Genomic DNA, 22,424 nt, shown 5'->3' with positions numbered 1-22,424 from the left:
AGGAAATCATGTCTTTTTTCCAAGTTCCGCAAGTTTCTATGGTAAAATACTTTCGAACAGTGGCCTATCGCTTCTAATAGAAACCGATGATGCCGCAAAAAAGGAGCCTACTATGCAAGAAACCATGAATTTTTATCAAATTCCTCGTGAGCAATGGCAAGGGTTTTATACGAACGGCATGATGCCTTTCACTCAAGAAGAATTGGATAATATCAAAAGTTTGAACGACCGGATCTCGGTTCAAGATGTGGAAGATGTTTACGTGCCTTTGTGCCATCTGATCCATCTTTATATGAAAGAATTTGAATCATTGACCCTCAGCAAGGGACTCTTTTTACACCGCTACGTCAAAATGCCGCCTTTTATCATCGGCATCGCTGGAAGTGTCGCCGTCGGCAAAAGCACCACCGCACGGCTCGTCCAAAATTTGTTGGCCCGTTTGTTTCCCCGTAGAACCGTCCAACTGATCACCACTGACGGCTTTTTGTACCCGAACGAAGTCTTGGAAGAACGCGGCAGCTTGAATCGCAAAGGATTTCCAGAAAGTTATGACATGGAAGCCTTGATCAACTTTTTGAATGCGGTCAAATCAGGAGAACCAGACATTCAGATCCCCGTCTACTCCCATGAAGTCTACAATATTATTCCTGATACGTATGAAACGATCAGTCAACCAGATATCTTGATCGTGGAAGGCATCAATACCCTACAACTGCCTGCCAACCAACAAATCTATATCAGCGACTTTTTTGATTTTTCAATTTTCGTGGATGCCCAACCAGCACTGATCGAAAAATGGTATTTGGAACGATTTGAATCATTACTAGATACTGCCTTTCAAGATCCCAGCAATTATTATTACCAATATGCGATCGGGGATCGCAAGGAAGCGATTAAAATGGCAAAAGAAGTATGGAAAAATGTGAATTTAAAGAATTTACACGAGTATATCTTGCCTACACGCAGCAGAGCCGATATAATTCTTCATAAAACAAAGCACCATTTGATCGATGAAGTGTTCTTGCGCAAGTATTGACCGCTTCATTTTTATGATTATGCTGTTGAAAAGGCCCAGCCTTTTTTCAATAAAAACTAAAAGAATTGAGGTAATTTATTGTGACAAACGTTGACACTTTGCCAAACGTCGAAAAAATTATCGTACTTGATTACGGTAGTCAGTACAACCAGCTGATTACACGCCGTATTCGTGAGTTCGGTGTTTTCTCAGAATTATTGAGCCACCGCATTACCGCTGAAGAAGTAAAAGCGATGAACCCAAAAGGGATCATCTTATCTGGCGGACCAAACAGCGTCTACGACGAGAACTCTTTCGGCATCGACGAGAAAATTTTTGAGTTAGGCATCCCAGTTTTAGGGATCTGTTACGGCATGCAGTTGATTACTTATAAATTAGGCGGAAAAGTTGAACCTGCCAAAAACCGTGAATACGGCAAAGCAGAATTGGAAGTCACTTCTGATGCAGCGGCCCTTTTCCAAAACACGCCCGCAACCCAAACCGTGTGGATGAGCCACGGAGACTTGGTCACTCAAGCACCTGCAGGATTTGATGTCGTGGCAACGAGCAAAGATTGCCCGATCGCTTCTATCCAAGATGCCGAGCGCAAAATGTACGGTATCCAATTCCACGCAGAAGTTCGCCATTCAGAATACGGCAACGACTTATTGCGTCACTTTGCCATTGACGTTTGTCAATGTACGGGTGATTGGACAATGGACAACTTCATCGATATGGAAATCGCAAAAATCCGCGAACAAGTGGGCGACAAAAAAGTCTTGCTTGGTCTTTCAGGCGGGGTCGATTCTTCTGTCGTTGGTGTTCTTTTACAAAAAGCGATCGGCGATCAACTGACTTGTATTTTTGTTGACCACGGCCTCTTGCGTAAAGGCGAAGCCGAGCAAGTAATGGAAAGCTTAGGCGGCAAATTCGGCTTGAACATCATCAAAGTTAATGCCAAAGAACGTTTCCTATCAAAACTTGCTGGGGTTTCTGATCCTGAAGAAAAACGCAAGATCATCGGAAATGAATTCGTGTACGTCTTCGATGATGAAGCAACCAAACTAGCTGGCGAAGAAGGCGTTTCTTTCCTTGCCCAAGGAACCCTTTATACCGACGTCATCGAATCAGGAACCGAAACTGCGCAAACCATCAAATCTCACCACAATGTGGGTGGTTTACCTGAAGACATGCAATTCAAATTGATCGAACCATTGAACACCTTGTTCAAAGACGAAGTCCGTGAATTAGGGACTCAACTTGGCATGCCAGACAGCATCGTATGGCGCCAACCATTCCCTGGACCAGGTCTAGGCATTCGTGTCCTTGGCGAATTGACAGAAGAAAAACTAACGATCGTCCGCGACTCGGACGCAATCTTGCGGGAAGAAATCGCAAATGCCGGCTTAGACCGCGACATTTGGCAGTACTTCACCGTCTTACCAGGCATCCGCTCCGTCGGTGTCATGGGTGATGGCCGGACCTACGATTATACCGTCGGCATCCGTGCAGTCACTTCAATCGATGGCATGACCGCTGACTTTGCCCGCATCCCATGGGAAGTCCTACAAAAAATCAGCGTCCGCATCGTCAACGAAGTCGCACACGTCAATCGGATCGTGTACGATATTACGAGCAAACCACCTGCTACTGTGGAGTGGGAATAATCTTCAAAAAGACAGAAACCCTCTGTATCAAGGGTTTCTGTCTTTTTTTATTTTGATTCTTTCCAACAGATATTCAATACACATCAAAATATTAGTAGACGAGCAAAAAGGGAATAACCAATTTTATTTTTTTCTATGTTTCCAATTGAACTAAATTCTTTACGAGTAAAAACGGGCAAATTATTTTATAAAAAAGAGTGCGGAAAAATATTCCACACTCTTTTTCTATTTACATATTCTTATCTATCAGTTGTTACTGATAATCTTAACCCAAAATACCAAACGCACTCAAAACGATCGACAAGATCAAGATGATCCAAATTACTCGAGTGGAATTTAGTTTCTTTTGGCCTAGCATCCAGTAGGTCAGCAAGACGAGCAAGATAGGTACAAGGGATGGCAAGATGGCATCCAACGTGTCTTGGATCACTAATTCGACGCCGTCTTTTTTATAGACAAAAGGAACAGTTGCTTTGACCACAGAGGGAATCAAGGCACCAATCACTGTGACCCCTAAAACGGTTGCGGCATTGGTGAAGGCAGATAATTTGTCTTTCAAGGTCGTCACTAATTTGACCCCTTGTTTGTAACCTAGAGGTAGCAACGCTGCCCGACCGAAAAGTAACGCGATGTTGGCGATGATCCAGATGACACAGCCAACGACGGAACCATTTTGCGCCAATGTGCCAGCAACAGAGCCAAAGATCGTTCCCCAAATCACGTGGAACAAGGAGTCACCGACACCGGCCAAGGAACCCATCAAGGCCGTTTTCAAGGCGATGATCGTTTCTTTGGCTTTGTGTCCATCTTGTTCTTCAATCGCGACATCAATCCCCATGATCAAGTTCCCAAAGATCGCATTGGTATTGAAAAATTGATTGTGGGTCCGCAGCATATCTTGCAGCTGAGCTTCATCGTGGCCATAGAATTTTTTCAAGACGGGCAGGATGCCGTAAAGGTAGCCTGAACTCATCATTCGCTCATAGTTCCAGTTTAATTGGCTTGCCAAAATATAGCGCCAGCTAATGGTATTCAACTCTTTTTTTGTCAGTTTTTGATCACTCATCGCCATCATATCCTCCTTCAAAATCTCCAGCAGCTGCCGTTGCAACGGTGCCTTTTTCGCTATCTCGTTTAAAGACTAACATTGCTGCTACGAGCCCAATGATGGAAACGCCGAGCATTGGGACTTGCAGATACGCAGCTAAAAAGAAGCCTAATAACAAATAAGGAATATAGTGCTTTGTTGGCAAGTAGCGCAATAAGATCGCTACCCCGACGACTGGCAAGACGCCACCAGCGGTTTTTAGTCCAGTCATCAGCCATTCTGGCGTGTTATCGGTAATCGTCGTAACGACTGCATCTCCAGCTAAAAGCATCAATAAAATCGGAATCGCCCGTGACAATCCCCATAAGAAAGAACCCGATAAAACTAACCGTGGGATTCGTTTGACTTGCATGTTGTCGATGGCTCTATCGATTCGGTGTAGTAGAAATACGTTACAAAAACGAGCCACGACGTCCAGTTGCAGCATCAGTAAGGACACTGGAACTGCTAAGCCGATGCCGTATTCCGCGCCGTTTCCTGAGATCACGGCAAACGCCGTTCCCAGTACTGCGCCGGTAAAATAATCTGGGACGGATGCACCACCAAATGCGGCGATCCCTAAACGCATCAACTGCAAGGTACCGCCGACCATCAAACCGGTCTTCAAGTCCCCCATGATCATTCCAGAAATCATTCCGGCGATCGCTGGTTGGGTCAACGTATTGGAAATAAGTGAATCATTAATAGCAATAAAAGCATAAACAGTAATAAGAATGATTTGATACGCTGCTAAATGCATGAATTTTCCTCCTAATTGTATGAACGAGTCTTAACTGACTGGTTATCGATCGTTGTGTCGCCTCAGATAAATCGTGAAAAACACTCGTTTTTTGACAAATCTTCCGCTACATATTCTCCTCGATCGAAGCGCTGCCTGATTTATCCTCGTAATTTCTTCATAAAGTCGATCGATGGTTCATTGGGTACAAGCTGTGCCGTGACGGTGATTCCTTTTGCGGCGATCGCTTCAAAGATCGGCTCTTCTTCTGGCAGCACTTGAATGCTTTTGGTCACTTCCCGTGCGCCTTCTTTGTAGCTCATGTTGCCGACGTTGATCGCTTTGATCGGTCCATCTGCTTCAATATAACGCAAAACATCTTGGGGATTTTTGAAAAGTAAAAACAACCGTTGCTTGCCGTAACGACCAGCGCGAATATTCTTGGCTGCAGTTGCCACTGGAAGGACGGAAAGTCGCATCGAAGTTGGCGCTGCCATTCGTAAAGAAGATTTTTGTAATGGGTCTGCGGCGGCTTCATCATTGGCCACGATGATCCGTTGCGTGTTTAAACTGGTGGACCAGATACCGGCGACTTGTCCGTGGATCAAGCGCTCATCGATCCGACTATTGACGATATTTTCTTGCCCAGCATACGCACTGTAATCCCCTAATTCCTCTTGCTTTTCTTCTAAAATTTCTTGTTCTGCCTGGTTCATCCCTGCTTTGACATCAACGATGTTTTCTTTGGCTAAGCAAAGCAGCTCGTTGATCGTCGCTCGTTGATTGACGACTGCCTCGATCACTACGGACAATGTCATTCCAGCGAAAATCGCCACTTCGTCATCCTCTAAATAATTCTTGACTGCAACGTTGCACGGGGTCCCTCCTAATAGATCCGCAATAATCAATGTTGAACCGTTAAGGGCTTTCATTTTCTCGTTCAATTCTTTTTCAAACTGCAGATTGTCACTATCTGGTCGTAATGAAACGGTGTGAACGTTTGCTTGCTGGCCTACGATCATCTCCAGACTGCTTTTGACCCCTTCTGCCATGCCTCCATGACTGATCAATACAATGTTTTCCACTAATTTCCCTCCTACTCCGTAGGTCGCCCTACTTAACATGTTATGTTCCTTGTAAGCATACTATACCACATGGCAAGCCATCCGTAAACCTAATATCTTAACATATTGAATTTTATTTTTTAGGCCTGTACAGACTGGAAAACAACATATTTTCTACAATAATTAAGTGGCAGGAAAGGATTTAACATGTTATGCTTGATGTATTCATATGGAATGGAGGGAAACCACTGTGTTGCCAAAGTATGAGCAGATCAAGCAAGATCTTTTACAAGAAATCAAAGACCATAAATTCATTCCCGGCGATAAGTTTTATTCAGAGGCGGATATCAAGCGAAGGTATTCTGTTAGTTCGATCACGGCAGTCAAAGCATTGAATGAATTGACGAGTGCTGGCTATCTGTATCGCATCCAAGGCAAAGGGACCTTTGTTTCAAAAGCAAAAGTATCTCAAAGTGTGAAGTTTTCCGACATCGAGCTGCATTCACTGGACCAAGAAAAGGTCAAGGTCCTTGCGGTGGAAGAAGGAAATGACCCCGAGATTTTGAAAGAATTAGGGTTGGCTGCCAGTGCTTCCTACTACCGAATCAAACGAGTCCGCTATTTTGGCGATGTTCCTTTCTTGGTTCACATCACTCATCTGCCGAAGAAACTGATGAAAGAACCGATCGCCAAAAACCTCAACCGGTATGCCAGTGTTTATGAGCGGGTCCGGAAAGACTTTGCGATCGACCTTTTCTCATTGGCTTCTGTTGAAACCAATGAAATCGTCTTTCCTGATGATGCTGAATTGTTGAACTTATTGCAACTGAGCTTCCGAGAGCCTGCGGTTAAACAAGTCAAGCACTCCTATTTAGCAGATGGAAGTGTCGCTGAATACATCGTCAGCTACAAGCATTGGAAATATTTCAAAACAAAAATAGAAGTAGAGCCCGCGTAAATTTGGGTCTCTACTTCTATTTTTTTATTCCACGACAGGTTGATCACAGAAAACGAGTTCCTTGATCTCCACGCCATCGGTTTCAAATACCACGACTTCGTTGCTGCCTTTTTTCAAAAATTCTTTCGGACAGTATAAGGAATGCACGGGGCCACGTTGCCAATAGCGACCAAGATTGATGCCGTTGACGATAACGACGCCTTTGCCATACCCACGGCAATCGATGAACGTATCTCCTACCTCTATCAGCGTGAAGGTCGTTTGATAAAAGGAGGGGTGTGTCGGATTTTTTCCTGCTTGATAATCGATGGCTTGTAGCTGCTCTGCGGAAAGCGTCAATGGGTAATGACGATAGCCTTGGTGGAAATGAATATCTTGCATGATGCCCCCACGGATGCCTTTGGCTTGCGTAGGCCCATTCAATTTAAACCCGTAATTCACGCGCCCTAAGTTTTCCACTAAGACATCTAGCTCAATGGTTTCTTTATCTGGTGCCCCTTGGATCAACAGCTCCTCGCCTAGCGTCTCTTGGTATTGGATCGCCTGTAATTGGCCGTCGGTAAAAATATGCAACCGATCGCTAGCTTCTACCACTTTTAGTTTGTTTTCTCGATGATAGTTTTTTAACTGAACCGAATAGAGCAAATAGCCGTAGCCTGTGCTGGCAGCTTCCATTGTTAGTGGATACATGTTTTCTTGCGGTGCCATCAGCTGATCTTTGATGGCCAGTAACGAGACACTGTTTTCGATGGGAAAGGTTCCTAATGCCGCTAATTGCTTGGTCCGTGGTTTGGCTTGCCACACTTCGGGACAGGCTTCTTTTATGGCTTTTTGTACCTGATAGTATTTGTCGGTAGGTTCTCCTGCTTCTGTCAGTAAAGCATCGTAATCATAGCTGGACACTTGTGGTAGATCCAGCGCCCCCCGAGCGGAACAGCCATTGGAAAAGCCAAAGTTCGTGCCTCCATGGAACATGTAAAGATTCAAGGAACCGACTGCTAACATCTCTTTGACTTCATTGGCTAAGTCTTGACCGTCTCGCTTGATGATCGGCTCGCCCCAGCGGTTGAACCAGCCATCCCAATATTCCATGCACATGATGGGCCAATTTTTGCCATGTTTTGCCATAAACTCTTTCATCACAGCCGCATTTTCTTTGGAACGACTGCCGAAATTGCCTGTGACAAAGACGTCGTCTTCAATCAATGTCCCAGCGTCCAAGACTTCTTCCCATGCCCCATCTGAAGTAAACAAGGGTACATCGATGCCGCATTCTTCCATCAACTCCTTGGTCTGGCGCAAATACGCTTTTTCCATTCCATAAGAGCCGTACTCATTTTCCACCTGCATCATGATCACTGGTCCCCCATGGGTGATCTGCAACGGCACAAGCTTTGGCAGCAAGACCTGGAAATAGTTACGTACCTTTGCCATGAAGCGTGGGTCGGTTGAGCGCAACCGCATCGGTTCGTTTAACAGCCAAGCTGGCAGCCCGCCAAATTCCCATTCAGCACAAATGTAGACGGAAGGCCGCAAAATGACCATCAAGCCTAGCGCTTGGGCTTGCTTTACAAAAGCACAGATGTCTTTCATTCCTTCAAAGTCGTAGACTCCTTCACGAGGTTCGTGGAGATTCCAAGGAATGTAGGTCTCAACTGTGTTGGCTCCCAGTGCTTTTAGATTGTAGAGGCTATCTGTCCATTGCGCCGGTGTCATGCGGAAATAATGGATCGCTCCGCTGATCAATTTGATTGGTTTTCCATCTAACAAAAAATCTTCTTTTATCTCAAACGTTCGCATGTCGTCTTCCCCTTTACCAGTATCTTCGCCAATTAGGCAATGCCAATCGGATCAATGCTTCTAAATAGAAATAATCACCCCAAAGATTGGGTTCATCGATGCCTTTGCCTTCCGCATGAGCATACACACCATGCAGCAATAAGCCCTCATTTTCTGGCACTTGGCTCGCTGCATACTGCTCGCCTAATTGGTAAAGCATCCCTTTAGCGATTTTTTGGGCATCAGGATATGCCTCCATTTTCTCTGCTTCCAACAAGCCACAAGCCGCGATCGCTAAAGCTGAGCTGTCTTTTTCAGCAGGATGTTGGTCGTTAAAATCAAAGTCCCAATACGGCACGAGATCTGCGGGGAAATGAGCCAAAAACACCTCCACGATCTGCGGATAATTTTCTGGAAAAGGCTGGCTATGCAAGTAGCTTTCATTCAAAGGAAGCCCTAAAATCGCCCAGCTTTGCCCTCGTGCCCAAATCGATTGGTCGCTGTTTCCTTGATGCGTCGCACCGTGACTTGGCTGCCCCGTTTCAGGATCGAAATAATACGTATGAAAGGTGGTGGCGTCATTTTTGATGACAGTCTTTCGCACTGTCTGATAATGCTTACTCGCGGCCTCTGCGTAACGAGTCTCTCCCGATAATTGGGTTGCTGCAAATAAAAGCGGCAAGTTCAGTAGCGAATCAATAATCAAGCGGTATTCTTGTGGGTCGCCATAAGTGCCCCAAGCTTGAATAAATTCCCCCTTTTCTTGAAAACGTGCCAACAAAACATCTGCTGCTTGAATGACTTCTTGCTTGCAGTGTTCATCGCCAGTGATCTTGTAGCCCGCACCGGCAGATAAGCTATATAAAAATCCAATATCATGATGATCTAATACAAAATGGTCGTCTAAGCGCGTTTGAAAACTGTCGATATTCTCCATTGCTCGAGTCAAAAAGTTCTTCTCTTTGGTCCACTCATAGGCGAGCCACAACATCCCCGTCCAAAAGCCATTGGTCCAATCATCGTTGCCTTTCAGCCGATATTTGCCATTGGTGGCACAGGCTGAAGGAAACTGTGTGCCAAAGCGCTGACTATTTTTTTCGATCTGTTGGATGCACGCGGTGATTTTATCCGCTAACCACACATCGGTCACTTTTTCTCCTAACAGGATCAAGCGTTGTTTGTTCTCTTGCAGACGCATGTTTACCCTCCTCTTAACTTGTTAACATATTAACTGAAATCATTATAACGTAAACGAACAAAAAAAGCGACCTTCCTTCATTGATTCCTAAAAAAAGAGCATGACAACTGCCCACAAATGCAGACCTGTCATGCTCTTGTCCTCTTTTTTTTAACAGTTCCAACCAAATACTTCGATTTGTGTAAGAGCTGGAAATGGGGAATCATCCTCTGCTTTTTGCAGCTCTTTATAGGTTAGCTTAGTCGTTTCTTTTTTCGGAAAACGAACTTCTTGAAATGACGCCGTATTTGTAGTTTCCACCACCAGCTCTTCTCCATCAGCAAAGACCAAGGTCCCTTTGGTCCAATAGCTATCATGAGGATAATCTGCCCGTAATAGGAAGCGAACCCGATCGATCAAGACAGGACGACCAAAATCAATGGTCAATGCAGCATCGGCTTGCTGATTGATGCCCCAAGAAGCAAACGGATACGAACCGTGGGATCGGTTGCCATATTTTCCATCGATCGCATTCTTGGCAAAAAAGACGGAATCATCTCGCGTCTCCACATTCGCTGAAGCATGAGGATACGCCCCTGTCGCTGACTTTTGATCATGGGCATTGAAAGATAAATTTTGATAATTCGTGATCTCAAACGCCTGGGCTTTGCGCACCATCAGGTGATGGCGCTGCGAGGCAAAGGCCGTTTCCACCGAGGACTTTCGATGAGATTCCGTCCAAGGGATCTGATATTCCCAAGTGGATTGGGAAAGATAGATCAGTGATGGTGCTAAGGTTTCATCAAGCTGAAGGACATAATACGGATTTTCCCCCGTCACCTCAACGACGATCTTATCCCCTTCCTCATAGGGATAGTTTTTAATGGCTAATACGGCCAAATCATCACCTGAAACTTGAAACGGCGCGGGTTCTTTTTCATGGTCGATGCGACCGACGATCACCTGATCCTGCTTATTTTTTATTGCTAGCGTAATCATTTGGATCGCTCCTTTCTTTTTCTACGATACCACCGACTAAACAAATCAAACGGTGCTTCCCTGGTGGAATATGTTGTGCTAAGTATGGAAAACTAGTTCTTGGAAAAAAGACGGAGGTATTGGCTTCTGGCTGAACAATACTGGCTTGTTGATAGCCTTCGATGTTGATGATTTGAGAACAAAAGCCTCCTTCACTGACTCGACTCCAGGTCGGTCCTATTTGGGCCTGAGGCAACCGTCCAGTCAGCGGTACACTAAACCCGCCCTCACGAAGGTCCAACGAAATCGTCGTCGTCAACTCGTGCACGCGCACATGCCACTGACCAAATGGATAAATCTCAGTTTCAATCACTACCTCCTCAAAGAGCGCCCATTGGTAAAAGACGCCTTTTTCCGTCACTCGATAATCCCTGACTGCGCCCTTCGTGCGAAAATAGCTGCCATCTCGAGCAATAGCTAATGTGCTATCGAAGGCGCCTTCGGCATACGTGACGCCGGCTTTCGGCACACTGAAACCAAGTTTGCTCGAATAGACAAATTTGCTGTATTTTGCTTGAGCATGGGCTTGCTGTTCAAGCATCAAGCCTGCAGGATACCCCAACAGATGATGGCTTTTTTCATTGTGCACCAGCAACATATTGCCTTTTTCAATCCGTTTTTGCGGCTCTCTTTTGATTGGCTCAGGTTCAGCCCGCCAAAAAGGATGCGTTTCTGCGACCGCTAAAAGCAAAAAGGTCTTCAGCCCCCAATAAGGCGAGCCTGGTGCATTATACCCTTCTGCCATCACATGATTTTCATAGTGGTACCCGATGGACAAGCGACCATCGAAAGTGAAAATCCCCTGTGCCATCCAATTGCGCAAGTGCTTCGCTAGTAGTCCTCGCACCTGTCCCCATGGGATCGCTTCGACATCTGCAAAAACCAGTGCCGAGAAAAACGCCCCTTGTGCAAACCGATAAGTCAAGCTGCGGCCATAGGGCAAGGCTTCGCCGTCTTCATCAAAATAATAGACGAAGTCTTGCGCAAATAGCGTGGCTCGCTCTTTAAAACGCTGCGCCCATTCTGGATCTTCGTCTTGCATAAATGTAGCGTAAATCAAGCCGTAATAATGAAACGCAAAAGGAATGTAGTAATCTCGCTGCGTCGTTTTCCCGTCTACGTACCAACCATCGCCAACGTACATGGAATCGATCAATGCCAACTCTTGGGACAATTCTTCTTTTGCCAACGGTTCCCCACAGTGAAACAAGGCAACGCGTATCAACACTTTGAAGAATGTCCAGTTGTTCTTAGGAATCTTGCACTCAAGTGCTTGGGAAAGCCAAGCCACTAGCTTTCGCTGGTTCTTCTGCGGCAACGCTGTCCAAAAAGCGTCCTTTTGCAACAATAGGGTCAATGACAATGCGGCTGTTTCCACGATGTATTGATCATAATCCGTGATCCTTCCCCAGTAAAATGCGTGTTCAGGATCTGTCCCCGCTATCACTTTTTCCACATAAGCTGCTCGTAACGGATCATCTGGGCAACCCCCCCAATAAGGCGCCAGCCCCCACAAAGGACGCACAAGCGCTTCCATCTCAGCCCGTGTTCGGTCATACACGGCCCCACTGCTACCTAGATTCAATCCTGAATAGTCATCTGCCAAGATCGCTGCTTGCAAAGGAGCGATCATGTCTTCCAATGCCCGCTGATAATCCAGACGCGTCAAAAACGGATTCTCTTTGATTGCCATTTGCTTCATACGCCATCTCCTTCTGTCAATTTACAGAACAGAATAGCAAGCCACGGCTTTTTTATCAAGCGATCTTCTACTGGCAATACTGCTGAAAAATGAGAAAAGATTTCGAGGGATTTTTGACTTAACCTGTTAACAAATCTTTTAGGATTGATTTTCTTCCCTTCTTTTTCTTTTAACTAGCAAAGTTAACTTAGTCTATATGAAAAAATTATGATAAATCATCCATAGTGCTCTGACTTTTTTTCATAATTTTTTGCTAACCCTTTTTTGTCTAGATGAGGGCAGCGTCCGTTATACTATCAACCTTTTTTCACTAGAAAAAGACACCCTAAAGCCTTAAGTCAGAAGCCTACCACTTCTTCTCAAAAGCCCTTAAGATGTCTGATTACTGGCCATTTCTCTTGTCAAACAGCGAAAAAACTATTCTTCGACCGTGACTTTGTCCCACCAAGAAGTGGCGGTCTTTTGGATCACTTCATTCAAGTCTTCGATGTGCTGTTTTCCAGTACTTGCTAGCCATTCTTTGGCTGCTTCTGTTCCTTGTTTTACAAAGGGTTCAACACCATCTTTCCACGTTGCCCGGCCGCACAAGACGCCATTGAAGGTGGAGCCAGCTTCTTTGGCAAAAACCCTCTGGATCAGTTGCCGTATATCTAGTCAACGAACCTTCCACTAGCATCAGTAGATTGCTGCCGCCGATGACCTCGACTTGCGGGTCCTCATTGGCAGCGGTCATCGCAACATTAAAAGGGGTTCCGCCCACAAGGTCTGCACAAATCACGACCCCATCACAGGTTTCCTTTAATTGATCGATAGCTCCTTGCAACTCTTTTTCAAAGCCAACTAACGGATTTTCCTCTAAAAACGGCACTGCTAGAAACTGTTCTTGCGGCCCTGCAATCATCGCAAGCGCATTTTCCATCCCTTGCGCAAATCCTCCATGACCTGTTAAAACCAAACCAAGCATCTTATGTCCTCCCTTTACTCTCAACTGGTAGTAACCACATATCCAATATAAACGCTTTCATTTTGTCTGTCAACAAAATTTTTGTTTTTATATAAAAATGTCTTCGTTATCTTTAAATACGAAAAATGGCGCCAAAACACTGATTATCAAACAAAAAACTAACTGAAAAAAGTATTTAAATCCATCAACAGAATGTTCATAACGTTATTTTAAACAAATAAACAAATTCGTTTTCGATTTCTGGTATCTAAAGAACCACAAGTCACTCACCATTCATCGATACAACAATCAACGTTGTTAAATAAAGGAACTATCAGAAAATTTTCTGTCTTAATAAAAAAACCAGTTAGGTATAATCCCTAACTGGTTTTGATCATCGCCAAACTCATTTTCCATTATGCGTTTTATTAAATTTTATTGCCATTTTTTTTAAGAATAATTCATGTTATTAACTTAAACAGGTTAGAGATAACATGCTGCCTTATAATCCTGAAACTTTAAGAATATAAAAACCACCCATACTAACAGATCTCATGTAAAGCGTATCTTGGTGGAGCCGATTTACTCTAGATACACTGTTTTCACGTGAAACAAAAAAACCTAACCAACCAGCAGGATCGCTGTTTGATTAGGAAAGAGGCACTGCTTTATTGTTCGGTCAACCACGTGCGCGAGTGTTCGACTTCTTCATACGTTAACTGATGACTTGGGGTCCAAACGGTTGAAAGGGCTGCGCCCCGGGAGGTGAAGATCTCTTGGACGTAAGCACTGTCAGCTAGGGAAACGATCGGGTCGTTTCTGCCAAAACTCAGAAACACATGAGTGTCAGGCAAGGAATTCGTTGGTAAATTCTCGACTGGATACATGGCGTGGTAGAGGATCGCTTTTTTGAAGTGGTCACTATCATTTAGTAATAAGCGAATGGCAATGTTGGCGCCATTGGAATAACCCACCAGTACCACTTGGGCTAATGAAAAGTTGTATTCTTTGGCGGCTTGCCGAATGAAATCGGCTAATTCGTCGCCGCGAAGTGCTAAGTCGGTTTCATCATACACCCCTTCAGCTAGACGTTTGAAGTAACGAGGCATGCCGTTTTCTAAAACGTTCCCGCGAATACCTAATAGTGATGCTTGGGGATCAAGGGCTTTGCCTACTTCCAGCAACGACTGTTCGTCGCCACCGGTGCCGTGGAGCAGCACCAAAACTGGTGCGTCAGCTGCTCCTTGTTGATAGATTGCTTTCATCGAAGTTCCTCCTTTAACTTGGTCGTTTGATATCGAAAATCTCCCCAATCGTTGCGTAAGAATTTCCCGCTAGCCGGCTGACTGCTTGTAAGGCACGGGGATCGATCTTGCCATCTTGATAGACATCCTCTGCAATCTGGTAGCCGACGACTTCCAACAATAAGAGATCGGCAGTGGTCTGCTGGTCTTTTTTGATGGGTACGTGCTGATGCAGAATCGTTTCTAGGCGTACACTGGCTTCGTTCAAGCCAGGAACGGCAATCGTTTTCGATGTCGTTGTGGTAAACCCAGAAACCGTCAACTCGCTTTGGTCTGCGGGCAATAATGCCGCGGTTTTATTGGCCTCTTGGACATTTGTTTGATCCAAAATATGCACGACGGCTTCTTTCGTCGCCAACAGATTGCGGGCGGTGTCTTTCAGTTCCCCCTCTTTGCGCTGGATAGCCAACGAGAGGATCACGGGTTCTGAGCTGACGATGTTAAAAAAACTGAATGGGGCGATGTTGACGATACCATCGGCTGATTGCGTACTGACCACTGCCACTGGCCGTGGAATGATGGAGCCAATCAGTAGCTTATAATTTTCTCGTTGGGTCAAATCCTTGGGATCTAAATAGTGCATACAGCGTCTCCTTTTTTCTAAACCGATAAGTCTGGCAAGCGATCCTCGATCTCTACACGGCGGCTTTCAAATTGGGCTGGCAGCATCAACTGCTGTCCTAACGTTTCTAATGGTTCATCAACTAAAAAGCCTGGGGTTTCTGTTGCGATCTCAAAGACGATGTTGCCCCGCTCTTGGAAATAGACGGCTTTGAAATAATTGCGGTCTTTGATTTCAGTGACTCCGTATCTTTGATCGTACAAGTACTCTTGCCACTCTTTTTGCACTGCTTCCGTTGGCACAGACCACGCGATGTGATGGACGGTGCCGACACCCCAGCGCCCTGCTGGCAGTGCTTCATGGGGCACGACGATCTCATGAGCGAGGGTGCCTGCGGTATGAAGATGGGTGCTTTTCTCTGTTTTGTTAAAAATGTTCAGTCCTAGATCATCTGCCAGCGTTTGAATGGTCGCTTCTGGTTGTGCCGAAAGCAAGACGGCCCCATGAAAGCCTACAATCGCTGGTGTTTCCGCCGATTCTTCGGCTTCGACTAGCGCCAAAGACAGGTCATGCTGATCATGAAGTTCTAAAGTTGGTCGATCAAACAATGTACTTTCTTGAACAGTTACTTGATGTTTCGCCAAATGTTCTTGCCAATAGGCACTGCTGCCTTTAGGAATACGAAAGGCGATCGTGCCGACTTGTCCGCTTCCTACTCGTCCAGGATGGGCATTTGCCCAAGGGAAGAAAGTGATGATGGTCCCATTTTCTAACGCTTGATTGCTGTAATAAAGATGATACGTGTAGGGATCATCAAAATTGACGGTTTGTTTGACGAGGCGCAACCCCAACACGTCACGGTAAAAGGCAACGTTCGTTTGAGGATCGCCTACGATGGCTGAAATATGGTGGATCTGTTGAATGGGTTGCATACTATGTGCCTCCTTAGGCGCGTTTTGTATTGAAGGGTTTGATGACTCCTTCGATGTATTCACGGCGATTTTCTAAAAATGGTGCCAATGATAAGGATTCACCCAATGTTTCATATGGCTCATCCCCCATAAACCCTGGTTCATCTGTCGCTAGTTCAAAAAGAATATGGCCGATGCGCACATACAACGATTCAAAATAGTAACGATCGACATAGCCAGAGTTGGCCAATCCCAAGTTATCAAAGACTTCTTGCCAGACTGCTAACGAATCGTGATGGGCTAAGCGAAAAGCCACATGATGCACTTCGCCGTCCCCTTGTTGTGCTTGTGGGCTCGTGGTGTCTTCCACTAAAACGATTTGGGCGCCATTGCCGCCTTCACCGACTTCTAGCAAATAGCGATTGTCTACTTGATCAATGGTTTTGAAATCAAAAACGGATTCCAGCAGCCCTTTGAAATCTGCCAAGTAAGATACAGACATTTCGACAGGACCTAAGCCATAAATCGCAAACTCAGTAGGAACGGGTCCTTTTTTCCAAGGGATACCAGCTTTCACGCCAGTATTGTGTTCATCAGAGATCAGTTGATAGGCTTGCGTATCAAAATCCCAAAAGTGCAACACTTTTTTCCCAAATTCGGTGGTGATTGCCTCGTGTTTTACCTCAAATTCATCAAAGCGTGCGGCATAATAATCAAGGGCTGCATCACTGGGTACTCGAAAACTGGTGCGGGTGATCGAATTGGTTCCTTTGCTACCACGAGCGGTATTGGGAAAATCAAAGAACGTCATGGTTGTTCCCGGTGTCCCTAAATCATCCGCAAAGTAAGTATGGTACGTATAGATGTCATCTTGATTGACTGTTTTTTTCACTAAACGCATCCCTAACACATCTGTAAAGAAATGGTAATTCCGTTCCACATCACTTGTCATAGCCGTCACATGGTGTACCCCTAATAATTGGTCTTGTTTTCTCATTTTCTTTTCCTCATTTCTGATCGTAAGTTATTTTTCGTAAAATTGTTTTTAATTGTTGCAATTCTTCACTGCTAAGTTCGGAAAAACTCGCCGCAATCTTTTGTGCATGACTGGGAAAAATTTTCTCCATCAACGCCCTGCCTGCTTCCGTAATACTGACGTATGTTACCCGTTGATCTTCTTGGCTAGGTTCCCGTTGCACGCAGCCTTTTTTGACTAATTGATCGACCACGTAGGTTGTGGAGCTGCTGGCGATCAAGATTTTTTCCTTGATGGCTTGCGTCGTATGGGTGCCTTTATGGTAAAGCAATTCCAGTACGGAAAACTCTGTAATATTTAAGCCATAACAACGAACATCTTTTTTTGCCACTTGTTCCAAACGACTCGCCGTACGCAGCAAACCGATGTACGCTTTGAGCGCTTCTTCTTGATGCGCCATTTTCCTCACCTCTTTATTTCGAATTCGAGATAATCATAACTTACTTTTTGTAAGTTGTAAAAAGATATGCTTTGGTTGTTTAAGAAAATCATTCAATGCTTATTTTTGTAGAGATAAAGAACGCTTAGACACTAACGACGGTCCTCGCCTTTTCTCTATGAACCCGCCAAATCTAAGAAAAAAAGCGGAACTTATGAAAGGTTCCATAAGTTCCGCTAAATATATATTTCAATGAAAAGGATTCGATCCATTCCATGTACCGATCAATGAAGCGCTGATTCCGACGCATACTTGTCTTTTTTAGATCATTGTGGTCGGCTGCACCTGTTTTTCCAAAGCCAGCAGCCACTTTTTGCGTTCGACACCGCCGCCATAGCCGCCGATGCTGCCATCGCTATTGATGACGCGGTGGCATGGAACGATCAACGCCAATTGGTTTTTTCCGTTGGCATTGGCAACAGCTCGGGTAGCTTTTTCATTGCCGATTCGCTGTGCCAATTGTTTGTAGGAGTATGTTTCTCCGATCTTCATCGCCAACAGCTGCTGCCAGACGGCTTTCTGAAAATCGGAGCCGATCAATGCAATTGGAATCGTGAAAACAGTTCGATTTCCTGCAAAATATTCCGTCAGTTCTTGCTTGAGTTGCTGAATGATTGCTGTTTGCTGCGGAATGATCACTGCATTCAAGCGGCTTCTCAAAACAGCAATCTCCGTTTCTAGCCCTCTGCGATCCACGAATTCTAACAAGTAAAGCTGCTGCTGGTCGCTGATCGCCAACATCGATCCCAGCTTGGTCTCAAGCCAAGCAGAAGAAAGAATCGTTTTTTCGCGGCTGTTGGAAGGCAACTCCCCCATAATCCGAGAAAACGCATCTCGAAAGCCGTTGCCAGAATCGAAACCGGCTTCTAATTGCGCTTGGATCAGCGGTTCTCCTTCACGAATCTGCTTAAACGCTAATCCTAAGCGGCGTGCACGGGAGTATTCGATAAAGGTCATGCCAAAATATTTTTTGAATTGTCGGCGTGCGGTATTGGGATGGATCGCTAGTGCTTCAAAATCTTTGTCGGTCCACTTTTTCTCTGGGTTACTCTCCACGGCTTCCACCAGGCTTTTCACGTCAGGGGATAAGTGGCTAGGCGAGCTGAGCGGGCGACATCGTTTGCAGGGACGATACGCCGCCAGCAGCGCTTCTTGTGCCGTCTGAAAAAACTCGCAATTTTTTTTGAGCGGTTTTTTCGCTGGGCAGGTGGGACGGCAAAAGACGCCGGTGATTTTTACCCCAACGTAAAAAATCCCTTCATATTGGGAATTTTTTTCAATCAACATGTCGTAATAGTGGTCCCGTTGTCGGCTATCTTCAATCATCTTGCGCATCCCTCCCTCTTTTCTACACTTACAAAAATACTTCGTGCCTGTCCAAACACACGATCAACCAATGTAGCAGTCTGCAATGGCAGTTCGAAAATTTGCCCACATCCTTCTGATGACATACGATCATCCTTTCCTCTGAATGACCTTAGTGTACAAAAAACGGTCTTGGCACATCCCATAAAAATTAACACCAATTTTTTAAAAAAGATCGAAGGCAGTTGCCCTCCGATCCTTTTGATTTCCAGTTTGCCTATTTTTCAGCGAATCTTAAAGCGGCACCTACAGGAACCTAGACCGGCGCCTTCTGCTTGACTTGCAGGGCACTTTTTTTCCGCAAGACTCGCTCTAAACGGGGGCGATTGTAGCGTTGGATCATGATAAATGGGCAGTTAGCCAATAACGCATAGACGATCATCACCCAGCCCGCCCACGCAGGATTCCAGAGGAAAAAGAACGGTGCTGGAACCATCAGCAGCCAATGGGTCAGCTCTGCTCGGCGTGTCTCGATGACGAATTTTTCCAGATAGTCCTTTTGCTGTTGAGCCAAGCGGGATTTGTCAAAGCCTTTTTTGGCAATCACAGTGCCGTCGGGCAATTTGTCTTTCCACTGACGAATACGAAACACGTCCGCCCAGATCCTACCGCCTTTTTCAAAGGCAAAAGAACGGAACCAGTTGGCATGACGTTCAAAAAAGGCATCACTGACTTTGCGCAAGCCAAAGGAGATGCCTAGATGAAACAGCAGCCAAGCCAAGCTGTCTGTAATGAGCAAGAGCAGTGGGGATAAGATGATCAGCGGCATGTGCATCGCCTCCTATAAATTGATTTTGCGTCCTTTCCAGGTCACGGATTTCAACAAATGGGTTTGGATCCACGACCAACCAAATAAGCCTAGGAAAAAAAGAAAGTAACATGGGAAAAAAAGCAGCAGGATTCGGTTGAAGTTGCCGACACGGCGGGCAAAGCACAGAGTTTGTCCAAAATAAGCAGCATAAAAAAGCAGTCCTAGCCAAAGCGGTTCCATCAGAAATGGTGCCGCCAGTACCCCAATGCCGCCGCTGATCCACAAGATGACGCCCGCCATAATCAAAGGGCGAGTGGATTGCGAAGCAGTGGCAAAGTCCTTCGTCCAGCCTTGAACAAGTTGACGAACACCAGCTGGATACATCCGAAAGGCCACCAAGTCTTTTCCACCATACAAGGCGATCGGCAAGCGTTTTTTCTTAAAGCGTCTCGCTAATGCTAGATCATCTAAGATTCCTTGTGGCATGTCCTGATGTCCATTGGCTTGAAGGTACGCAGTTTTGCTGCACAAAATACACGGACCAAAGGCGCCGCCAGCTGAGAGTTTTTCGCCTACGATAGAAAAGCGGTTCAACCCGACAGGTAAGACGACATTAAAGACGGCAGACAGTTGTTCATACAGGCGCTTCGTTTGATGATAGGGCTGCACCGAGAGCAGTCCTTGTCCCGATCGCTCCTCATACGCAGCGAAAAGACGCTCTAAGCCATCTTCTGCTAGAAAGAAGGTATCGGCATCCAAAAATAATAGATACTTGCCCACCGCTTGTGAGGCGCCTAACCAACAAGCCGCCGCTTTCCCAGCAGAATCAGCAGTGGTTTGCAAGACCGTCGCACCGAAGCCCTTAGCACAGGCGATCGTCTCGTCTTCCGATCCGTCATCAACCACCAAAATCTCCACAGGATGAAGGGTTTGCTGCTGCAAGGACGCCAACAATTGCGGCAAATTTTCTGCTTCATTGCGGGCGGGGATGATGATCGACAGTTCTCCCCTCTCCGTCAAGTCTTTGGATGCGGCTGTCTCCTTGCGGGTGGGTATCGTCGGCAGGCGGAAAAAAATCAGCCAGCCTGCTAGCCAAGCAGCGCAAATACCAGCGAGCAGCAGGTACACAGTCATCATCCTTTCTTGTCTTAGTGTTCTCTTTTGGTGATCATCTCACTGACTTGCTGGCCACTGAGGGTCACCATCGGCATGCCGGCACCTGGATTGACCGTACCGCCAACGAAGTATAGATTGTCGTAGCGTTCGCTGTGTTTCGGGTGTTTAAAGCCATGATTTTTCTTGCGGTTAGAGACCGTGCCGTAGATGGCGCCACGATGTGACAAATAATTCTTTTGGATGTCTTCGGGTGTCCAGCGGTCTTCATACACGATGTGCTTACGTAGATCTGTTAAACCCATGTTTTCCAGCTTGATCAAGATCCGTTCACGAAAGGCATCGTATTCCGCTTCCGTAAAGGGTTTATCCTGCAAATAAGGGATATGAGGCAAGATTTTGATGTTCTCATGCCCTGCCACTGTTTGCGAAGGATCGGTTTTGTTGGCATTGACCAAATAGATCGTTGGGTCTTCTGGCAGCTGATGCTGATGGAAATTTTGATCAAAGTTTTCTTTTGAGGCATTTGAAAAGAAAAAGTTGTGATGGGCCAATTGCGGATAGGAGGTTTTGACCCCTAAGTGCAAGACAAAACCAGAACTTGCTGGTTCAAATTTTTCTTCCAGTTTTTGAGTAAAGGTCGGCGCTTCTTCTAACAGCTCTTCATAGGCCGGGATCACTTCCATGTTGGAAACAAAATAGTCGGCTTCGATCAACGTGCCATCATCCAAACGAGCGGCACGGATCTGTTCCTGTTCAACGATCAATTTTTCCACTTTGTGTCCCGTGTGGAAGGTCACACCGATCTCTTTTGCTAAGCGAACGATGCCTTCGGCTAAACGATGCATCCCGCCTGGCACGTACCAGACACCTTGGGCATGCTGCATATAGATCATCATGTTCAAGACGGCTGGGGCGTCATAAGGAGATGAGCCGACATACTTGATAAAATAGCTCAGCATGTCTTGCAGCTGCGGATTGCTGACACGTTTTTGAATAGCATCATGCATCGAAGAGAAATAATCAAAGCCTTTCAGCGCTTTGATCACGCCATGATACTTCAAGATTTCTTTCGTGGTATCTAAGCCTTTCTCAAAATAGCCTTTTTCTGTGATTGCATAAATCTTTTGCGCATAGTCCAAAAAGTCTTGGTACTCGGCCATGTCTTTTTCCGACAAGTGCGGGTTTTCCTTTGCCATACGTGCAAGATCGCCATAGAGATCGATCTTGGTTCCATCAGGAAAAAAGGAGCGCCATTCCAATGGCAATCGGCGAATCGCAACATAATCTGCCATATTGCGATTGCTGCCAGTAAATAATTTTTCGAAAATCTGCGGCATCGTCAAAATCGAAGGACCTAAGTCAAAGCCGAAACCGTTTGTTTCCAGTCGGTTCAACTTGCCGCCTAAGTGTTGATTTTTTTCATATAATGATACATCAAAGCCATTTTGGGCTAATGAGACCGCCGCTGATAGACCACCAAGTCCGCCGCCGATCACTACAACTGTTTTTTTCTCTTTCATTGAATTGCTCCTCGTTTGCTTTAATGAACGTCCCTATTTAGCCAAACCTTCTCGTCAAAACAGACGGTTGCTTCTCACTGCAACTGCGTTTCTTGGCACTGTTTTGGCATTGGCAACTTGAATCAAAGGATCGTTTTTCTAGATAATTCTATAGTATCACACCTTTGAAAAAATGACGGGGATGAGCCTACCGGTCATGGGATGACAGGAAAGTCTCCCTTACATGTATCCCGACATACTGGAGGCTGACA

At 45.5% G+C, this 22,424-nt stretch carries 20 protein-coding genes and 1 pseudogene; 3 read left to right on the top strand and 18 right to left on the bottom strand.

Translation table 11 applies throughout. The annotated features are described in order from the left end of the window. Window positions 1-112: 112 nt before the first annotated feature. Window positions 113-1,036 (top strand): type I pantothenate kinase, encoded by a 924-nt coding sequence (gene coaA / locus IGI76_RS01040; RefSeq protein WP_005226828.1) that lies wholly within the window; start codon window positions 113-115, stop codon window positions 1,034-1,036. An 80-nt stretch (window positions 1,037-1,116) separates the two neighbouring features. Next, window positions 1,117-2,682 (top strand): glutamine-hydrolyzing GMP synthase, encoded by a 1,566-nt coding sequence (gene guaA, locus IGI76_RS01035; RefSeq protein WP_010748605.1) that lies wholly within the window; start codon window positions 1,117-1,119, stop codon window positions 2,680-2,682. 265 nt (window positions 2,683-2,947) lie between these two features. On the opposite strand, the gene IGI76_RS01030 is transcribed toward guaA, so the two are convergent. From IGI76_RS01030 to IGI76_RS01020, 3 genes are all read right to left on the bottom strand, one after another. After that, complete coding sequence (locus IGI76_RS01030) at window positions 2,948-3,757, bottom strand: PTS system mannose/fructose/sorbose family transporter subunit IID (protein ID WP_034695281.1); 810 nt, start codon at window positions 3,755-3,757, stop codon at window positions 2,948-2,950. Continuing rightward, entirely contained in the window at window positions 3,741-4,529 is a 789-nt protein-coding gene (locus IGI76_RS01025; RefSeq protein WP_005226797.1) for a PTS mannose/fructose/sorbose/N-acetylgalactosamine transporter subunit IIC, read from the bottom strand. Before IGI76_RS01025 ends, IGI76_RS01030 begins: the two co-directional genes overlap by 17 nt. A gap of 140 nt (window positions 4,530-4,669) precedes the next feature. Further along, on the bottom strand, window positions 4,670-5,632 hold the full coding sequence (locus tag IGI76_RS01020) for a PTS mannose/fructose/sorbose transporter subunit IIAB (RefSeq protein WP_010748603.1): 963 nt from the start codon (window positions 5,630-5,632) through the stop codon (window positions 4,670-4,672). Window positions 5,633-5,822: 190 nt separating this feature from the next. Here IGI76_RS01020 and IGI76_RS01015 point away from each other — a divergent pair, with 190 nt between their 5' ends. Then, window positions 5,823-6,530: a GntR family transcriptional regulator gene (locus IGI76_RS01015; RefSeq protein WP_010748602.1), complete on the top strand. Its 708-nt coding sequence runs from the start codon at window positions 5,823-5,825 to the stop codon at window positions 6,528-6,530. Window positions 6,531-6,554: 24 nt separating this feature from the next. Here the strand turns inward: IGI76_RS01015 and IGI76_RS01010 are convergent, their stop codons facing one another. The 15 genes and pseudogenes from IGI76_RS01010 to IGI76_RS00940 form a co-directional block, all read right to left on the bottom strand. Then, the gene (locus IGI76_RS01010) at window positions 6,555-8,330 is read right to left on the bottom strand and encodes a glycoside hydrolase family 35 protein (protein WP_010748601.1); all 1,776 of its coding nucleotides are present in this window, start codon (window positions 8,328-8,330) and stop codon (window positions 6,555-6,557) included. Between the two features lie 13 nt (window positions 8,331-8,343). Then, window positions 8,344-9,507: a glycoside hydrolase family 88 protein gene (locus IGI76_RS01005; protein WP_010748600.1), complete on the bottom strand. Its 1,164-nt coding sequence runs from the start codon at window positions 9,505-9,507 to the stop codon at window positions 8,344-8,346. Between the two features lie 150 nt (window positions 9,508-9,657). Continuing rightward, a complete protein-coding gene (locus IGI76_RS01000; RefSeq protein ID WP_010748599.1) occupies window positions 9,658-10,485 on the bottom strand; it encodes a DUF7402 domain-containing protein in 828 nt (275 codons plus the stop codon). Continuing rightward, a complete protein-coding gene (locus IGI76_RS00995; protein ID WP_333718883.1) occupies window positions 10,460-12,226 on the bottom strand; it encodes a DUF2264 domain-containing protein in 1,767 nt (588 codons plus the stop codon). The genes IGI76_RS01000 and IGI76_RS00995 overlap by 26 nt, the downstream gene beginning before the upstream one ends. A gap of 417 nt (window positions 12,227-12,643) precedes the next feature. Then, window positions 12,644-12,853, bottom strand: a pseudogene (locus IGI76_RS00990) (tagatose-bisphosphate aldolase); the annotation flags it as partial. Beyond that, window positions 12,780-13,190, bottom strand: a complete 411-nt coding sequence (locus IGI76_RS00985) for a PTS sugar transporter subunit IIA (RefSeq protein WP_010748597.1) — start codon at window positions 13,188-13,190, stop codon at window positions 12,780-12,782. The pseudogene IGI76_RS00990 and the gene IGI76_RS00985, both read right to left, overlap by 74 nt. Window positions 13,191-13,837: 647 nt before the next feature. Continuing rightward, window positions 13,838-14,434: an alpha/beta hydrolase gene (locus IGI76_RS00980; protein ID WP_010748596.1), complete on the bottom strand. Its 597-nt coding sequence runs from the start codon at window positions 14,432-14,434 to the stop codon at window positions 13,838-13,840. A 13-nt stretch (window positions 14,435-14,447) separates the two neighbouring features. After that, the gene (locus tag IGI76_RS00975; RefSeq protein ID WP_008376465.1) at window positions 14,448-15,056 is read right to left on the bottom strand and encodes a flavin reductase family protein; all 609 of its coding nucleotides are present in this window, start codon (window positions 15,054-15,056) and stop codon (window positions 14,448-14,450) included. 17 nt (window positions 15,057-15,073) lie between these two features. Next, window positions 15,074-15,967, bottom strand: coding sequence for a VOC family protein (locus IGI76_RS00970; protein WP_010748595.1), 894 nt, complete (start codon window positions 15,965-15,967; stop codon window positions 15,074-15,076). A 13-nt stretch (window positions 15,968-15,980) separates the two neighbouring features. Further along, on the bottom strand, window positions 15,981-16,943 hold the full coding sequence (locus tag IGI76_RS00965; protein WP_010748594.1) for a ring-cleaving dioxygenase: 963 nt from the start codon (window positions 16,941-16,943) through the stop codon (window positions 15,981-15,983). Between the two features lie 10 nt (window positions 16,944-16,953). Next, on the bottom strand, window positions 16,954-17,382 hold the full coding sequence (locus tag IGI76_RS00960) for a MarR family winged helix-turn-helix transcriptional regulator (RefSeq protein WP_010748593.1): 429 nt from the start codon (window positions 17,380-17,382) through the stop codon (window positions 16,954-16,956). Between the two features lie 300 nt (window positions 17,383-17,682). Further along, complete coding sequence (locus IGI76_RS00955) at window positions 17,683-18,747, bottom strand: bifunctional transcriptional activator/DNA repair enzyme AdaA (protein WP_438781734.1); 1,065 nt, start codon at window positions 18,745-18,747, stop codon at window positions 17,683-17,685. A 295-nt stretch (window positions 18,748-19,042) separates the two neighbouring features. After that, entirely contained in the window at window positions 19,043-19,555 is a 513-nt protein-coding gene (locus tag IGI76_RS00950) for a hypothetical protein (RefSeq protein WP_010748591.1), read from the bottom strand. A 12-nt stretch (window positions 19,556-19,567) separates the two neighbouring features. Then, window positions 19,568-20,674: a glycosyltransferase gene (locus IGI76_RS00945; protein WP_333718882.1), complete on the bottom strand. Its 1,107-nt coding sequence runs from the start codon at window positions 20,672-20,674 to the stop codon at window positions 19,568-19,570. An 11-nt stretch (window positions 20,675-20,685) separates the two neighbouring features. After that, entirely contained in the window at window positions 20,686-22,173 is a 1,488-nt protein-coding gene (locus tag IGI76_RS00940; RefSeq protein WP_010748589.1) for a phytoene desaturase family protein, read from the bottom strand. Window positions 22,174-22,424 lie beyond the last annotated feature (251 nt).

This window comes from Enterococcus sp. DIV2449a (genome assembly GCF_051711225.1).
In the GTDB taxonomy this organism is placed as follows: Bacteria; Bacillota; Bacilli; order Lactobacillales; family Enterococcaceae; genus Enterococcus_D; species Enterococcus_D casseliflavus.
Note: the sequence above shows the minus strand (reverse complement) of the source record. Positions and strands in the feature narration are given on the sequence as shown.

Bases quoted from the DNA above. Each gene is read 5' to 3' on its own strand.
- IGI76_RS01030 (WP_034695281.1), bottom strand. From the start codon at position 3,757: ATGATGGCGATGAGTGATCAAAAACTGACAAAAAAAGAGTTGAATACC.
- IGI76_RS00985 (WP_010748597.1), bottom strand. From the start codon at position 13,190: ATGCTTGGTTTGGTTTTAACAGGTCATGGAGGATTTGCGCAAGGGATG.
- IGI76_RS01000 (WP_010748599.1), bottom strand. From the start codon at position 10,485: ATGATTACGCTAGCAATAAAAAATAAGCAGGATCAGGTGATCGTCGGT.
- IGI76_RS00965 (WP_010748594.1), bottom strand. From the start codon at position 16,943: ATGAGAAAACAAGACCAATTATTAGGGGTACACCATGTGACGGCTATG.
- coaA (WP_005226828.1), top strand. From the start codon at position 113: ATGCAAGAAACCATGAATTTTTATCAAATTCCTCGTGAGCAATGGCAA.
- IGI76_RS00950 (WP_010748591.1), bottom strand. From the start codon at position 19,555: ATGCCGCTGATCATCTTATCCCCACTGCTCTTGCTCATTACAGACAGC.
- IGI76_RS01005 (WP_010748600.1), bottom strand. From the start codon at position 9,507: ATGCGTCTGCAAGAGAACAAACAACGCTTGATCCTGTTAGGAGAAAAA.
- IGI76_RS00940 (WP_010748589.1), bottom strand. From the start codon at position 22,173: ATGAAAGAGAAAAAAACAGTTGTAGTGATCGGCGGCGGACTTGGTGGT.
- IGI76_RS00945 (WP_333718882.1), bottom strand. From the start codon at position 20,674: ATGATGACTGTGTACCTGCTGCTCGCTGGTATTTGCGCTGCTTGGCTA.
- IGI76_RS00980 (WP_010748596.1), bottom strand. From the start codon at position 14,434: ATGAAAGCAATCTATCAACAAGGAGCAGCTGACGCACCAGTTTTGGTG.
- IGI76_RS01020 (WP_010748603.1), bottom strand. From the start codon at position 5,632: ATGTTAAGTAGGGCGACCTACGGAGTAGGAGGGAAATTAGTGGAAAAC.
- IGI76_RS01025 (WP_005226797.1), bottom strand. From the start codon at position 4,529: ATGCATTTAGCAGCGTATCAAATCATTCTTATTACTGTTTATGCTTTT.
- IGI76_RS01010 (WP_010748601.1), bottom strand. From the start codon at position 8,330: ATGCGAACGTTTGAGATAAAAGAAGATTTTTTGTTAGATGGAAAACCA.
- IGI76_RS00995 (WP_333718883.1), bottom strand. From the start codon at position 12,226: ATGAAGCAAATGGCAATCAAAGAGAATCCGTTTTTGACGCGTCTGGAT.
- IGI76_RS00975 (WP_008376465.1), bottom strand. From the start codon at position 15,056: ATGCACTATTTAGATCCCAAGGATTTGACCCAACGAGAAAATTATAAG.
- IGI76_RS00960 (WP_010748593.1), bottom strand. From the start codon at position 17,382: ATGGCGCATCAAGAAGAAGCGCTCAAAGCGTACATCGGTTTGCTGCGT.
- IGI76_RS00970 (WP_010748595.1), bottom strand. From the start codon at position 15,967: ATGCAACCCATTCAACAGATCCACCATATTTCAGCCATCGTAGGCGAT.
- IGI76_RS00955 (WP_438781734.1), bottom strand. From the start codon at position 18,747: ATGATTGAAGATAGCCGACAACGGGACCACTATTACGACATGTTGATT.